The 14,148-nt window shown below is 60.3% G+C and carries 18 protein-coding genes; 11 read left to right on the plus strand and 7 right to left on the minus strand.

Translation table 11 applies throughout. The features are described from left to right. Nucleotides 1-10: 10 nt before the first annotated feature. Together CLV74_RS08915 and dusB are read right to left on the minus strand one after the other, a co-directional pair. Nucleotides 11-1,099: a two-component system sensor histidine kinase NtrB gene (locus tag CLV74_RS08915; protein WP_106263891.1), complete on the minus strand. Its 1,089-nt coding sequence runs from the start codon at nucleotides 1,097-1,099 to the stop codon at nucleotides 11-13. Then, nucleotides 1,089-2,081, minus strand: coding sequence for a tRNA dihydrouridine synthase DusB (dusB, locus tag CLV74_RS08920; RefSeq protein WP_245888497.1), 993 nt, complete (start codon nucleotides 2,079-2,081; stop codon nucleotides 1,089-1,091). Before dusB ends, CLV74_RS08915 begins: the two co-directional genes overlap by 11 nt. Before the next feature lie 178 nt (nucleotides 2,082-2,259). On the opposite strand from dusB, the gene ispD reads away from it, so the two are divergent. Genes ispD through CLV74_RS08935 form a run of 4 tightly spaced genes read left to right on the plus strand, consistent with a single transcriptional unit; the run spans nucleotide 2,260 to nucleotide 4,357 of the window. Beyond that, on the plus strand, nucleotides 2,260-2,907 hold the full coding sequence (gene ispD, locus CLV74_RS23430) for a 2-C-methyl-D-erythritol 4-phosphate cytidylyltransferase (RefSeq protein WP_170108010.1): 648 nt from the start codon (nucleotides 2,260-2,262) through the stop codon (nucleotides 2,905-2,907). Then, on the plus strand, nucleotides 2,908-3,387 hold the full coding sequence (gene ispF / locus CLV74_RS23435) for a 2-C-methyl-D-erythritol 2,4-cyclodiphosphate synthase (RefSeq protein WP_170108011.1): 480 nt from the start codon (nucleotides 2,908-2,910) through the stop codon (nucleotides 3,385-3,387). Then, complete coding sequence (locus CLV74_RS08930) at nucleotides 3,384-3,881, plus strand: phosphatidylglycerophosphatase A family protein (protein WP_106263892.1); 498 nt, start codon at nucleotides 3,384-3,386, stop codon at nucleotides 3,879-3,881. Before ispF ends, CLV74_RS08930 begins: the two co-directional genes overlap by 4 nt. Beyond that, nucleotides 3,878-4,357 (plus strand): CinA family protein, encoded by a 480-nt coding sequence (locus tag CLV74_RS08935; protein ID WP_106263893.1) that lies wholly within the window; start codon nucleotides 3,878-3,880, stop codon nucleotides 4,355-4,357. The genes CLV74_RS08930 and CLV74_RS08935 overlap by 4 nt, the downstream gene beginning before the upstream one ends. On the opposite strand, the gene CLV74_RS08940 is transcribed toward CLV74_RS08935, so the two are convergent. Further along, entirely contained in the window at nucleotides 4,324-4,791 is a 468-nt protein-coding gene (locus tag CLV74_RS08940) for a type II toxin-antitoxin system RatA family toxin (protein WP_106263894.1), read from the minus strand. The two genes, CLV74_RS08935 and CLV74_RS08940, sit on opposite strands and share 34 nt — an antisense overlap. A gap of 75 nt (nucleotides 4,792-4,866) precedes the next feature. On the opposite strand from CLV74_RS08940, the gene hpt reads away from it, so the two are divergent. The 4 genes from hpt (at nucleotide 4,867) to CLV74_RS08960 (ending at nucleotide 7,019) form a co-directional block, all read left to right on the plus strand. Continuing rightward, on the plus strand, nucleotides 4,867-5,403 hold the full coding sequence (gene hpt, locus CLV74_RS08945; protein ID WP_106263895.1) for a hypoxanthine phosphoribosyltransferase: 537 nt from the start codon (nucleotides 4,867-4,869) through the stop codon (nucleotides 5,401-5,403). Next, a complete protein-coding gene (locus CLV74_RS08950; protein ID WP_106263896.1) occupies nucleotides 5,400-5,588 on the plus strand; it encodes a hypothetical protein in 189 nt (62 codons plus the stop codon). The genes hpt and CLV74_RS08950 overlap by 4 nt, the downstream gene beginning before the upstream one ends. Nucleotides 5,589-5,676: 88 nt before the next feature. Then, nucleotides 5,677-6,135, plus strand: a complete 459-nt coding sequence (locus CLV74_RS08955) for a c-type cytochrome (RefSeq protein ID WP_106263897.1) — start codon at nucleotides 5,677-5,679, stop codon at nucleotides 6,133-6,135. A gap of 8 nt (nucleotides 6,136-6,143) precedes the next feature. Further along, nucleotides 6,144-7,019: a cytochrome c gene (locus CLV74_RS08960; RefSeq protein WP_106263898.1), complete on the plus strand. Its 876-nt coding sequence runs from the start codon at nucleotides 6,144-6,146 to the stop codon at nucleotides 7,017-7,019. A gap of 70 nt (nucleotides 7,020-7,089) precedes the next feature. On the opposite strand, the gene lipA is transcribed toward CLV74_RS08960, so the two are convergent. Beyond that, the gene (gene lipA, locus CLV74_RS08965) at nucleotides 7,090-8,046 is read right to left on the minus strand and encodes a lipoyl synthase (RefSeq protein ID WP_106264221.1); all 957 of its coding nucleotides are present in this window, start codon (nucleotides 8,044-8,046) and stop codon (nucleotides 7,090-7,092) included. Between the two features lie 302 nt (nucleotides 8,047-8,348). Between lipA and CLV74_RS08970 the strand changes: the two genes are divergently transcribed. Next, nucleotides 8,349-8,900 carry a peroxiredoxin gene (locus tag CLV74_RS08970; RefSeq protein WP_106263899.1) on the plus strand — a complete coding sequence of 184 codons (552 nt, stop codon included), beginning with the start codon at nucleotides 8,349-8,351 and terminating at the stop codon, nucleotides 8,898-8,900. A gap of 97 nt (nucleotides 8,901-8,997) precedes the next feature. Here the strand turns inward: CLV74_RS08970 and CLV74_RS08975 are convergent, their stop codons facing one another. Continuing rightward, nucleotides 8,998-9,921 (minus strand): LysR substrate-binding domain-containing protein, encoded by a 924-nt coding sequence (locus tag CLV74_RS08975; RefSeq protein WP_106263900.1) that lies wholly within the window; start codon nucleotides 9,919-9,921, stop codon nucleotides 8,998-9,000. A 211-nt stretch (nucleotides 9,922-10,132) separates the two neighbouring features. Between CLV74_RS08975 and CLV74_RS08980 the strand changes: the two genes are divergently transcribed. Further along, nucleotides 10,133-10,813: a VIT1/CCC1 transporter family protein gene (locus CLV74_RS08980; RefSeq protein ID WP_245888507.1), complete on the plus strand. Its 681-nt coding sequence runs from the start codon at nucleotides 10,133-10,135 to the stop codon at nucleotides 10,811-10,813. Nucleotides 10,814-10,819: 6 nt separating this feature from the next. Here CLV74_RS08980 and CLV74_RS08985 read toward each other — a convergent pair whose 3' ends face one another. Further along, nucleotides 10,820-11,929 carry a DUF6456 domain-containing protein gene (locus CLV74_RS08985; protein WP_106263902.1) on the minus strand — a complete coding sequence of 370 codons (1,110 nt, stop codon included), beginning with the start codon at nucleotides 11,927-11,929 and terminating at the stop codon, nucleotides 10,820-10,822. Between the two features lie 228 nt (nucleotides 11,930-12,157). Between CLV74_RS08985 and CLV74_RS08990 the strand changes: the two genes are divergently transcribed. Further along, entirely contained in the window at nucleotides 12,158-12,553 is a 396-nt protein-coding gene (locus tag CLV74_RS08990; protein ID WP_106263903.1) for a DUF6477 family protein, read from the plus strand. On the opposite strand, the gene CLV74_RS08995 is transcribed toward CLV74_RS08990, so the two are convergent. Then, nucleotides 12,463-14,001 (minus strand): trimethylamine methyltransferase family protein, encoded by a 1,539-nt coding sequence (locus tag CLV74_RS08995; RefSeq protein ID WP_106263904.1) that lies wholly within the window; start codon nucleotides 13,999-14,001, stop codon nucleotides 12,463-12,465. The genes CLV74_RS08990 and CLV74_RS08995 overlap by 91 nt on opposite strands. Nucleotides 14,002-14,148: the final 147 nt, after the last annotated feature.

Genomic DNA, 14,148 nt, shown 5'->3' on the forward strand with positions numbered 1-14,148 from the left:
GTATGTCTCCTTACTGCTCTGCCTGTGCCTTACGGTCTGCGCGTACCGAGCGCGGGACCTGAGGCAATGAAATACGGAAGACGGTGCGTCCGGGGACCGAGTCCACCGAGATCCAGCCGTCATGTTCTGAAATGATTTTGCTAACCAGCGCGAGACCAAGACCGGTGCCGTTTTCGCGGCCCGACACGAAGGGATCGAACACATCCCCTGCAATCTCGGGCGGCAGGCCGGGGCCGTCATCGATAATCTCGATCTGAAGGGGCAGCGCCTTGCCGTTGCCATCCTTGCGACGTAGGCGCAGCGAATATTCATAGAAAGTATGCAGGCGGATGGTGCCGCCACGGTTACCGCAAGCCTCGGACGCGTTCTTCAGAAGGTTCAGGATCACCTGAAGCAACTGGTCCGCATCGCCCCAAGCCTCGGGCAGTGAGGGATCGTAATCCTCGACGAAATTCATATGCGCGCCAAAGCCCAACATGGCCGAGCGGCGGGCGCGGTCCAGAATATCGTGCAGGTTCACGGCGGCCAGCGCGGGCGGGCGCTGGTTGCCGAACTGTTCGACCTGATCCAGTAGGGCCGCGATGCGGCGCGTCTCGGCCACGATCAGATCGGTCAGTTCAAGGTCTTCGCCGTGCAGGTTCATGGACAAGAGCTGCGCCGCACCGGAAATCCCCGCCAGCGGGTTCTTGATCTCATGGGCCAACATCTGCGCCATGCCGATGGCGGATTTGGCAGCGGATTTGACGGTCTGCCCTTGAGTGATCCGGCCCGCAAATTCGCGGGTGGACATCAGGAACAGCATCTTGCCCGGTGCGCCAAGCAAAGGCGCGATCTGCAGCGTGCATTGCAGCGGCGGGCGGTTTCCCGTCCCCACATCCACATCATTCACAATGAGGACCGAGTTGCCCTCACGCGCCCGCCCGAAGGCCTCTTCGATCGGAGCATCCACGGCCAGAACGTCAAAGACCGGATAGCCCATCATCGAGCGGGTCGAATAGTTCAGGAAACCTTCGGCGGCGGGGTTCATGTCGCAGATGCGGTTTTCCTCATCTACGACCAACGCTGGAACCGGCAGTGAATTCCATAGGTTATCCAGCATCGCCAAGCTCCGCTTCGGGGGCCAGAAGGGCCTCGTCCAGACGTTCCAGAACCTCTTGCGGCGTGCGCGCGGTCAAAATTGCGCGCCGGACTGTGGCGTTTGTATTGGCGGCGTCCATGTACCATCCCAAATGTTTGCGGGCCACTTTCAGGCCCAATTCTGTTCCGTAAAAAGAAAGCATGTCACTGTAATGACCGGCGACCATATCCACGAGCGCCGCCCCTGTGGGGATGCGCGGCGCAGGGGTGCCGAACAGCTCTGACGCAACTTGCGCCAAAATCCACGGGCGGCCTTGTGCGCCCCGTCCGATCATCACCCCATCGGCCCCTGATCGGGCCAAGGCGGTGCGGGCGGTTTCGGCGTCCACAATGTCTCCGTTTGCGATCACGGGGATCGTGACCGCCTCTTTCACCTGAGCAATCGCCGCCCAATCGGCGCTGCCCTTGTAAAACTGGCAGCGGGTGCGTCCGTGGATGGTCATCATCCGCACGCCCGCAGCCTCTGCCCGCCGCGCGAGTTCCGGCGCGTTCAAGCAATCATCGTCCCAGCCAAGGCGGCACTTCAGCGTCACCGGCACATCCACCGCGCCAACGACCGCCTCAATCAGCGTCAAGGCGTGGTCCAGATCCTTCATCAGGGCGGACCCCGAATAGCCGCTGGTCACCTTCTTGGCGGGGCAACCCATGTTGATGTCGATCACGCGGGCACCATCGGCAGCCACCCGCTTGGCGGCTTCGGCCATCCAATAGGCCTCACGTCCCGCCAGTTGGACCGAGGTGCGATCTGCCCCCAGCCCAAGCTCGGCCTTTTCACGCACGCCGGGTTTCGCCTGCACCATTTCCTGGCTGGCGACCATTTCGCTGACGACCAGCCCCGCGCCAAAGCCAGAGACCAACTTGCGGAAGGGCAAATCGGTGATCCCTGCCAGAGGGGCCAGTAGGACCGGAGGTGTGATCGAGATATCTGCCAAGTGAATGGCCAACTGCTTAATCCTTGTGCATGTACTTAGGTGTTAGCCACGCCCCCCAAAGCATTCAACTTTTGCCCGCCGAATTTTGCCCTAAAAAGCGTCTCTGCCTGTTTTTTAATCACAACTCTGCAACTGATTGCCAGTGGCCGCAGCACCGCCTAAACAAGCAAGGCGTAAAAAAGAGGGACTTATGAGCACTGCTGCCGTCATCGTCGCCGCAGGTCGCGGACGCCGCGCCGGAGGGGATTTGCCCAAGCAATGGCGCATGATTCATGGCCGGACGGTGGCGTCCTACAGCCTGGCGACCTTCCGCGCGCACCCTGACATCAGCCACATCGTCATGGTGATCCACCCAGACGATGCGGATATGGCGCAGGCGCTGGGGGTAGACTGGGTTGCGGGCGGCGAGACGCGGCGCGACTCGGTTCTCAACGGGTTGGAATCACTGGCCGATGCCGGCGTGACCCGCGTGCTGATCCATGATGTAGCCCGTCCGGGCCTGAGCGCAGCGGTCATCGACGGCGTGCTAGAGGCACTAGAGACCACCGAAGGGGCCGCGCCCGCCCTGCCCGTTGTCGATGCCCTTTGGGTTGGCGAAGACGGTATGGTTGCTGGCACCCGATCCCGCGAAGGCCTGTTTCGGGCGCAGACGCCGCAGGGGTTCCACTTTTCCCCGCTGCTGGCCGCCCACCGCGCCCATCAAGGCGATGCTGCCGATGACGTGGAAATCGCCCGCACTGCCGGAATGCAGGTGCGCATGACCCAAGGGTCGGAAGATAATTTCAAGATCACGCTGCCCGCGGACTTTGACCGCGCGGCGCGACTGCTGGAGAGTTGAATGGATATCAGACTGGGAAACGGCTTTGACGTGCATGCCTTTGAAGAAGGTGATCACGTGGTGCTGTGCGGCGTGAAAGTGCCCCATGACAAGGCGCTGAAGGGACACTCGGATGCGGATGTGGGGATGCACGCCATCACCGACGCTATCTATGGTGCATTGGCCGAAGGGGACATCGGCCGCCACTTCCCCCCGTCAGACCCGCAATGGAAGGGTGCCGCCAGCGAGATTTTCCTAAAGCACGCGGTCCTGCTGGCCCGCGAAAAAGGCTTCGAGATCAGCAACATCGACTGCACCCTGATCTGCGAACGTCCCAAGGTCGGCCCCCATGCCACCGCCATGATGGATGCGCTTGCGCAGATCACCGGAATGGCGATGGACCGGATCTCGGTCAAGGCAACCACCAGTGAACGTCTGGGCTTTACAGGACGCGAAGAAGGGATTGCGGCCATTGCCACTGCAACGCTGGTGAAGCCATGACCTTCAGCCGCCTGATCGCGACCTTCTTTGGCGCGGGCCTTGCGCCCAAAGCGCCCGGCACCTTCGGATCGCTAGCGGCCCTGCCCGCTGGCTGGCTGGTGTTTCACCTTACCGGCTTGAACGGTTTCTACATCGCCCTGATCGCTGTCTTCTTTATCGGCTGGTGGGCCACGGCAGACGCCACCCGCGGAATGGACGATCATGACCCCGGTGAAATCGTCATCGACGAAGTGGCTGGCCAGTGGATCGCACTGGCCCCTGTGTTCATCGGCGCCACCCATGCGGGCGCGGACGTGCTGGCCCTGTGGCCCGGTTGGGTCGTGGCCTTTGCGGGCTTTCGCCTTTTCGACATCTGGAAACCCGGCCCTGTAGGTTGGGCCGATCGGCGGGGAGACGCTCTTGGCGTCATGCTGGATGATGTTTTCGCTGGTGTCATGGCAGCGATCTGCGTGATGATCGGCGCAGGCATCTCGCACGGAGTGTTCGGCGTATGACCGATGACCTGTCTCTTTCAGAAAAGATCCTAGAGCGGTTCAAATATGAGGGGCGCATGATCGCCACCGCAGAAAGCTGCACGGGCGGGATGGTCAGCGCCGCGCTGACCGATATCCCCGGCTCTAGCGCCGTGGTCGAAAGGGGCTTTGTCACCTACACCAACCGCGCCAAGGAAGAGATGCTTGGCGTGCGTCCCCAAATGCTGGAAGCGCACGGAGCGGTTTCGGAAGAGGTCGCGCAGGAAATGGCCCAAGGGGCACTGCGTCATTCGGGGGCCGATGTGGCTGTCAGCATCACCGGCATCGCAGGGCCCGGCGGGTCCGAATACAAACCCGAAGGACGCGTCTGCTTTGGCCTCGCGACCTCTCAGGGATTTCTCAAAGTCGAAACTGTGGAATTCGGCGCATTGGGGCGCGCAAATGTCCGCGCCGCCGCCCGCGATCACGCTTTGGCGCTGCTGCTGTCCGCGCCGTAAAGATCATGTGCGCGCTTTTCAAAGGCGCGCACGATCCGCTGCATCGCCTCGTTGAAGACAACACCGATGATCTTTTGCAGCACCGCGTTCTTGAATTCGAAATCCACAAAGAACGCCACTTCGCAGCCGCCCTCAACATCCGCGAAAGCCCAGTTGGACTTCATGTAGCGGAAGGGTCCGTCCAGATATTCGGTGTCAATCTTGCGATCTGCGGGCCATAGGGTCACGCGGCTGCCAAATCGTTCGCGAAACACTTTGAAACTGATCACCAGATCCGCCGCCATCACCTGTGCATCCCCTTCGGGTGTCACACTGCGAATGCGGGCTGCCGCACACCACGGCAGGAATTTTGGATAAGCACCCACATCTGCCACCAGATCGTACATCTGTTGGGCGGTATAGGGCATAAATCGGGTCTCAGAGTGCTTGGGCATCAGTAACCGGTTTTATTCGTGACAGTGGGCCTGCATTTCGTAGTATGCGCGCAGAATTTCAAGGGGAGAAAACCCATGTCGCGGCTATATGTCATCGATGAAATGATCTCGGCCAAGGCCATCGCCGCCCGGATCGAGGAATTGGCCAAGCTGATCGAAGCCGAATATGAGGGCACCGAAAAGCTGGTGGTGATCGGGCTTTTGCGCGGCAGCTTTATCTTCATCGCCGATCTGGTGCGCGAATTGGACCTGCCGGTCGAAGTGGATTTCCTTGAGGTCAGCTCATACGGCGACGCGATGGAAAGCTCGCGCGAGGTGCGTATTCTGAAAGACCTGCGCGGCCAGATCGAAGGGCGCGATGTGCTGGTGGTCGAGGATATCGTGGACACCGGCCACACCCTGTCACGCACCACCGAATATCTGCTGGCCCGCCATCCAGCCAAGCTAAAGACCATTGCCCTGCTGGACAAACCCTCGCGCCGCGAGGTGGACTTTAAGGCGGACTGGATCGGCTTTGAAATTCCTGATGAATTCGTGGTGGGCTACGGGATCGACTATGCGCAGCACAACCGCAATTTGCCCTATATCGGCAAGGTCCGGTTCACCGAATGAACCCGCGCTGGCTTTTGAAGATGTCCCAGTGGTCGCGCAATCCGCCGCCACTATCGCGGGTGCTGCTGGTGCTGGGTGTGGTGCTGGCCTGCCTTGCGCTTTTCGCGTTCGAGCATTTCTTTGGCTGGCCCGATGCGCTGACGCCGAACAATGTCTCTCGTGGGGCGATGCCCAAACTGCAATAACAAAGCTTTGAACAGCCATCGTGTATTCGCACCAAGGATTGCGAGGCGGATGTGTTACCGTTTCCCTATTGGAAAGGGAGTGACCATTATGAAACAGATTGCAGCCACTGCCGCCGCCTTTGGGCTGGTCGCGGCACTTGCCACGCCTGTGTTGGCACAGGACATGTCCGCCAATATCAAAGCCCGTCAGGGACAGTTCCGTATTCTGGCGCTGAACCTTGGGGTTCTGGGCGGCATGGCTAAGGGAGAGCTGACCTATGACGCCGCTGGCGCTCAGGCCGCCGCAGACAGCATTGTAGGCGTGTCGATGGTGCATCAGCCGACGCTGTTCGTAGAAGGCACCGATGACATGAGCGTTGAGGGCACCCGCGCCCTGCCCGTCATCTGGGAAAACACTGACGATTTCGCCGCCAAATGGGCCGCACTGGGAGAGGCCGCGAAAGGCATGCAAGCTGCCGCTGGCACCAGCGCCGAGGCAATTGGCGCGGCCATGGGCCCCTTGGGGGGCGCTTGCAAATCCTGCCATGAAACTTACCGCACGCCCTGAGGTTCCGCGTGAAATCACTTGCACTAAAAGGCCTTACCGCGCTGGCGATTGTCGGCGCGGCGGGACTGTATATCACCCGCCCGCAAACCGTAGACACTGACACATTTGCCGCCCTGACGCCTGATCCGGCCCATGGGGCGCAGGTGTTTACCGCGTCGGGCTGCGCCTCTTGCCACATGGCCGAGGGCAGCAAGACCCCGCTGATCTTGTCTGGCGGGCAGCGACTGGCTTCGCCCTTCGGAACGTTTGTGGTCCCGAATATCTCTAGCGATCCAGAGGCAGGCATTGGCGGGTGGACGTTGGATCAGTTTGCCTCGGCGGTGACAAAAGGCACATCGCCCGAGGGCCAGCACTATTTCCCCGCCTTCCCCTATGCGGCCTATCAGAAGATGACCGATCAGGATGTGGTGGACCTGTGGGCCTATATGCAGACCCTGCCCGCAGACCAGACGCCAAGCCAGCCCCATGAGGTCGGCTTTCCCTTCAACATCCGCACCGCTTTGGGCGGATGGAAGCTGCTGTTCACCCCAAAAGATTGGGTTATGCCCGCCGACACGCCCCAGCTAGAGCGTGGCCGCTATCTGGTTGAAGCGCAGGCCCATTGCGGTGAATGCCATACGCCCCGCAACACCCTTGGCGGCTTGCAACACGATGCGTGGCTAAGCGGCGCCCCCGATCCATCAGGACGCGGCAAAGTGCCAGACATCACCCCAGCCACGTTGGGCTGGAGCATGGGCGACATCGCCTATTATCTGGAAAGCGGCTTCACCCCCGACTACGACAGCGCAGGCGGTCATATGGCCCATGTGGTCGAGAATATGGCGCAACTGTCCGCCAGCGACCGAGAGGCCATCGCGGCATATCTGCTGGCCCTGCCGAACTAGAACCGAACAAAAAGCGCGCCCGTGATGAGGCGCGCTTTGAATTTCGCATCAGATGTCGGGCCCGCGGCGCTTATGCGCCTGCTTCGGCCAGTTTCTTCAGGCGGTTGTCCCGCAGACGGGCAAAATCGTCGCCTGCGTGATAGCTGGAACGGGTCAGCGGTGTGGCCGAGACCATCAAGAACCCCTTGCCCCACGCGGCCTTGTCATAGGCTGCGAATTCCTCCGGCGTGACGAAACGATCAACGCGGTGGTGTTTGGGGGTCGGCTGCAGGTACTGGCCGATGGTCAGGAAATCGATATCAGCCGCACGCATATCGTCCATTACCTGACGGACCTGTTCATTGGTTTCACCAAGACCGACCATGATGCCAGATTTGGTGAAAATGGTCGGGTCGATCTCTTTCACGCGCTGGAGAAGACGCAGAGAGTGGAAGTACCGCGCACCGGGACGCACGGTCGGATAAAGACCGGGCACGGTTTCGAGGTTGTGGTTGAACACGTCCGGCTTGGCCTTCACAACGATTTCCAGCACCGAGTCGTCACACTTCAGGAAGTCAGGCGTCAGGATCTCGATGGTGGTTTCGGGGCTGCGGTGACGGACGGCGCGGATGGTCTGGGCAAAATGCTCGGCCCCGCCATCTTTCAGGTCATCGCGGTCAACAGAGGTGATCACCACATGCTTCAGACCCAGTTTCTGGACCGCATCGGCGACGCGGCCCGGTTCAAACACGTCCAGCGCATCGGGGCGACCGGTGGCAATGTTGCAGAACGAACAGCCGCGGGTACAGATATCTCCCATGATCATCATGGTCGCGTGGCCCTGCGACCAGCATTCGCCCACGTTGGGACAGCCCGCCTCTTCGCAGACCGTGACCAGCCCGTGATCCCGCATGATCTTGTGCGTTTCCTTGTAGCCGTCGCTGGTGGGCGCTTTCACACGGATCCATTCCGGCTTGCGCGGCTGCGCATTGTCAGGGCGATGGGCCTTTTCCGGATGACGCTGTTCAGGGATCTTCAGGTCTCGCACGATGTCCTCCACGCGAATGACGGCTGGCTCTTGGCTGGCTGGACAATACAGCTTGTTGCGCCAAAGTACCACCCGCTTCGGCGCGGTTTGCACGGGGCGCATTGCCGCTATTCCGCAGGGGAAACCCTTAGCCAGAAGGTGCTGATTTCCCCAGCATTTCACGGGAACGTGCAGCTTGATCGCCGGTGATTTCCGCTGTTCTGCGGCCATCGCCTTGCGGCCAATTTGGAATGGTTCTACTTATGCCGCAGACGCAATGTTGCGTCGCAGAATTATATTTGACCGATATCACGGAGAGCCCCATGAAACCCGGTATTGCCCTTCCCGAAGTGACCTTCCGCACCCGCGTTCGTGACGAGGCCGTTGGCGGCCCGAACCCCTTTCGTTGGCAGGACATGACCACTGCCGATTACTTCAAGGGCAAGCGCGTTGTTCTGTTCTCGCTGCCTGGCGCGTTCACGCCCACCTGCTCGACCTACCAGCTGCCCGGCTTTGAAGACAACTTTGCCAAGTTCCAGGAACTGGGCATCGACGAGATCTACTGCATGTCCGTCAACGACAGCTTTGTCATGAACAAATGGGCGCAGATGCAGGAGATCAAGAACGTCAAAGTGATCCCCGATGGCTCGGGCGAATTCACCCGCAAGATCGGCATGCTGGTTGCGAAAGACAACCTTGGCTTTGGCATGCGCTCGTGGCGCTATGCGGCCATCGTGAACAACGGTGTGGTCGAAGCATGGTTCGAAGAGCCCGGTCGTTGCGACAACCACGGCGAAGACCCCTATGGCGAAAGCTCGCCCGAGACCCTGCTGGCCTATCTGGAAAACGCGGCCAAACCGGTTGCAGCTGAATAAGCTGTTTTCCAGCTTTTGATGAATTAGCGCCCTGCGCTCGGATTCCCCGAGCGCAGGGCGTTTGAGTATTTGGGCAATAAGGAAGCCTCATGCGGTCTCAGATCACGGCGCGGGCTTCATCTACCAGATCGACACCCACGCTGATCAGGATTTCGGCAAGCTCATCGAACCAGCCTTCTTCGCTAGAGGCAGCGCGCCGGACAAGACCGATTGTCCGGTAAGGTTCAGGCGTTTTGAAGCGGCTCAGGGCCATTTCAGGGGAGGCTTTGCGTTCCGTCAAAGCCGCGATTTCCGGAAGCAGCGTCAGGCCGAAGCCTGCCCCAACCATGCGCGACAGTGTGGCAAGGGACGATGCACCCATGTTGATCTGATGGGTCGAGCGGCCACAGACCTCAAGCGCTTGATCGGTCAGGCAGTGACCATCTTCCAAAAGCAGCAATTGATCGGGGTCCAGTTCCGTGGGGCAAAGTGCTTGGGCTTTGGCCTGTAAGGCATTGAGGCGTTTAGATGATCCCGCAAGAATGAAGTGATCATCGAAGAGGGGTCGTTCGATCAGACCAGTGGTGTCCGAGGGCAAGGCAATGACAGCAGCGTCCAGCTTTCCGGTGTCCAGCGCATGCAAAAGCCGGTGTGTTTTCGCCTCTTGCACTTGCACATCTAAGTGGATGTCGCGGGCGCGAAGTTCGGCCAAGGCACCGGGCAGAAGGTAAGGCGCAATGGTCGGGATCATGCCAATCACCAGATGCCCCGCCAGACCTTCGCGCCAGCGGGCGGATTGCTCTAGCCGGATCACGCGGCCAGTGATCTCTTTCGCTTGTTCAAGGGCTTGGCGCCCGAAAGGGGTCAGGGTGATCTCTCGCGCACCGCGCTCGACCAAGGGGCCGCCCAGATGGGCCTCAAGCTCTTTGATCTGGACGGACAAGGCCGGTTGACTGACGTTCATCTGCCCTGCGGCGCGGCCAAAGTGGCGGGTCTCGGCCAGAGCGATAAAGTACTGAAGTTGGCGCAGGGTGATTTTCATAAGAATAATTTATCACCTAGGGGTGATACCGCAAGATACCCTTATCGTCTTTGCTGTGGCGTAAATGTAGACCGCAATCCGCAACCATTGGCCTGCCCCAACCGCGTTCTTGCATCAACGGCGCGGACGGGCGATAGCCGAAGAAGCGCAGTACTGGAGACAGCCGATGGACTGGGAGTCGCACCGACGGGAGGCACATTCCTTGGGCCGAATGCAGGAATTCCTGAAGCAAATCGTTTTTGGCGGCAACGACGGGATCGTGACCACCTTTGCTATCGTCGCGGGCTTTGCCGGTGCGGCTGCGGACGGGGTTGCGCAGATCGGCGGCATGGCGGTTCTGGTCTTTGGCTTGGCGAACCTTTTCGCCGATGCGGTCAGCATGGGGTTGGGCGAGTTTTTGTCCTTGCGGTCCCAGCACGACCTATATCGGTCGCGCCGGCAGAGCGAGTTGGCAGAAATCGCCCGTGACCCAGAACAAGAACGGATGGAACTGTTTGAAATCCTGCGCCAACGGGGCATGCCTCCCGGCGAGGCTGATACCGCGACCGAACTGATTGCGCGCCATCCCGAACTGATGGCCGATCTGATGATGACCTATGAATTCGGCCTACAAGACCCTGACAACGAAAACCCCGTTGTCAGCGGCCTGTTTACCTTTTTCAGCTTTGTGATCTTCGGTGCGATTCCGATCGGGCCGTATTTCTTTCTGCCGCCGGACTTCCAGACATTTGTTCTGTCGCTGATCTCGACCTTCGGGGCGCTTATCGCGCTGGGGCTGCTGCGTTGGCACGCCACCTCCGAGCGGCTGGTCCGCTCGGTCGGAGAGACAGTGCTGGTAGGCGCCACCTGTGCGGCGGTGGCCTATGGGGTGGGCTTTTTGGTTGGGGCCTAAAGGGCCTTAGCCAATTAGCGGGCCACCTGCCCCTTCATAGCGGTGATAGTATTGCTTGAGGCGTTGCAGCGCGATGCGCAGAACGATTTTGCCGGAACGGGCCGACCAGCCCATTTTCTTTTCCGCTTGCTCAAGCCCTTCCAGAAAACAGCAGCAGCGCAGGGCCACGTCACCAAGACCGGGACCCAGATCGCGCAGGGCACCGCTGACCCGCGCCCGCGCGGCAGAGGGGCTATAGCCCTGCTCACTGCCCGGAGTATAGGGCCCTGCGCCACGTCCAAGTACCAGAGCCTGCCAATCCGTGCTGGTATCGCGGGCCATCTGGGACAGTTCGAAATCCTCGCGCAGACGCTCGCCCGCCCGCACAAGATCGTCTGAAACAAACGGCTGACCGCTTTTGTCCTTGCGACGGGCCAAGGCCGCCAAGGGCGTCTCATAGGATGTGTAGCGGATCTGGCTGTCTTGCGGGGCGCTTGCTATGGGCGCAGCTCCGGTGCGATCGAAACCGACGGGGCCTTCGGCAAATCCGCTGGCGCGGTTCTCATCCTCGGCCAGCATCATCTTCAGGGCAGCGCGACCTGCGGTCGTGATCCGATAGCGCGAAATGCGGCCCGGATCGGTACAGGCCACCCATTCCTTCAGCGCCAAGGCCCGCGCGACCCCGCGGTCAGTGATATCGGTGCGGGTGCTGCCCGTGGGCATGTCGCGCACGACAACGGCCTTTTCCATCCCCTCGGCCACGGCCATCACCGCACCCGGTTCGGAAAGACGCAGCAGAATGCGTTTACCTTCGCGGCGCAGGGTTTCGCTATCGGGCTGCACAATAGAAATCTCGGCATCGTAAGACATGTGAAAGCGATCCTTCTGGTCTTGGTCTGACTGTCGCGCCAAGGTTTGTCCAAGCTGGGAAAGGGCCTCATCCACCAAAGGATCGTCGCGGCGTGTTTCGATCTTTTGGACCTGACGCAACACGGTCGAGGCATGACAGCCCGCGTCCCGCGCCAGTTCACGGATCGACAGACCCTCTTCCGTATGGGCCAGATATCGCCGCGCCCCTTGAGGCACCCAGCGGGGCAACCGCTCGACACTAGGACCTGAACGCTGGATGGTAGCCATGGGCTCTCCTTTCTTGGCAGGGATCCGCGCCAAAGGCCGTTCTCCCACGATCAGGTCGAGTTAACGTTTCTTGCGTTACCGGAGAGTTAATTTCAGCCGGTACAACCAAGATTTGTTTCCAAAATCTGAACAGTTGTGAAACCCACCGCACGGTGCATCGCACGCTGACGCAACACCCCGTCCATTGTGGTGTGATGGTCTGGCAGTCCATTCAGCGGAGACCCAGAGATGTCTGATCTTATGAAGAAAATTCGCAACCTGAAGCGTTCGAAGCTGCTGTGCGATGCGGCAAAGGCCGGTGCGCCCATGTATCGCCGTGACCGTATCCTACGCCGCCTAGTTGTGCTGGAAGGTGGTGAAGATACTGCCGAAATTTTAGAATTGTTGCTAAATCTGGAACAGGATCTTAATGCCCAAAGAAAAACGGGCGCCGCTCATTATCGCGCCGCCCGTCATGTAGAATGCCTGATTGCCATTCGGGCCGAGGCGGCAACCCTATGCCGCCCCGCCTTAGTGGAGAATTCCCTGCAAAATCAGGTGAATGCGTCCGGCATTGAAGCCTTTTTCTCAGCCACATATGCCCGCAGCGCCTCGGCGATGGCGGGGTCCATGGCGGGCTGCTGATATTCAGCCAGCATCTTAGCAACACGGGCCGAGGCCAGCGCCTGCGTATCGCGGGCGCCCTCTTCGTCCCAAGTCTCGAACGGCTTGTAGTCCAGCAATTGGGTCCGCCAGAAAGCATCCTTGAAGTTCGCCTGCGTGTGATCGCAGCCCAGATAGTGGCCACCGGGGCCAACCTGACGGATCGCCTCCATCGCCTGCGCATTTTCATCCGCAGACACACCCGCTGCCAGACGGTGCAGAACGCCAAGCTGGTCTGCGTCCATCACGAATTTCTCGTATGAGGACACCAGACCGCCTTCCAGCCAGCCGCACGAGTGCAGCATGAAGTTCACACCGCCCATCAGCGCCGCGTTCAGCGTGTTTGCCGATTCATAGGCCGCCTGAGCGTCAGGCAGCTTTGATCCGCACAGACCACCACCCGAGCGATAAGGCAGGTTCATCCGGCGGGCCAACTGGCCGGCCCCGTAGAGAATATGGCTGGCTTCGGGGGTACCAAAGGTCGGCGCACCCGAGTTCATGTCGATCGAGGTCACAAAGGTCCCGAAGATCACCGGTGCGCCTTTACGGATCAGCTGGCTGTACGCGATACCGGCCAGAACCTCGGCCAGAACCTGCGTCAGGGTGCCTGCCACCGACACGGGCGCCATCGCGCCACCAACGATAAACGGCGAAATGATGCAGGCCTGATTGTTGGCCGCATAGACCTCAAGCGCACCCATCATCACATCGTCGAATGTCAGGGGCGAGTTGATGTTGACCAGCGAGGTCATCACCGTGTTTTCCTGAACGAAATCCTTGCCGAAGAGGATGCCGCACATGTCGACCGAATCCTGCGCACGGCTGGGTTCAGTGACCGACCCCATGAAGGGCTTGTCCGACAGGGTCATGTGGGCCAGCAGCATATCGAGGTGACGCTTGTTCACCGGAACGTCCGTGGGTTCGCAGACAGTGCCGCCCGAGTGGTGCAGCCACTTGGACATGTAGCCCAGTTTCACGAAGTTCTGGAAATCTTCCATGGTCGCATAGCGGCGGCCACCTTGCGTATCACGCACAAACGGCGGGCCGTATACCGGCGCACAAACCAGAGAGTTGCCACCGATTTCCACGTTCCGCTCGGGGTTACGGGCGTGCTGGGTGATGCGCGACGGCGCGGTTTTGCACAGCTGGCGGGCCAGACCACGGGGAATGCGGACACGTTCGCCCTGAACATCGGCCCCTGCCTCGCGCCACAGCGCCAGCGCACCGGGGTTCGAGGGGAAATTCACGCCAATCTCTTCCAGAACGGTTTCGGCGTTATACTCGATGATCTCAAGCGCCTCTTCGTTCAGGATATCGAACGTGGGAATGTTGCGCTCGATGAATTTCGCGCATTCGATCCGCACCGCGGTGCGCTCTGCGCGACGGGCGGCACCACCACCACCGCGACGGCGGGTTGTTGCTTCGGCCATGTCAAAACCTCCAGTTCCAGCGCGCAATGCGCGCGTCGTCCCCAGTCTATTACCCTTCATTGTGCAGTGATCAGCGCGGGTTTGCGTCCTTTCCGTCGAGAAAGCGACATTGACACTGTTCTTTGCGCCCGATGGCGGTGTCCCTGC

It is taken from the genome of Donghicola tyrosinivorans, from assembly GCF_003003355.1.
Lineage (GTDB): Bacteria > Pseudomonadota > Alphaproteobacteria > Rhodobacterales > Rhodobacteraceae > Donghicola > Donghicola tyrosinivorans.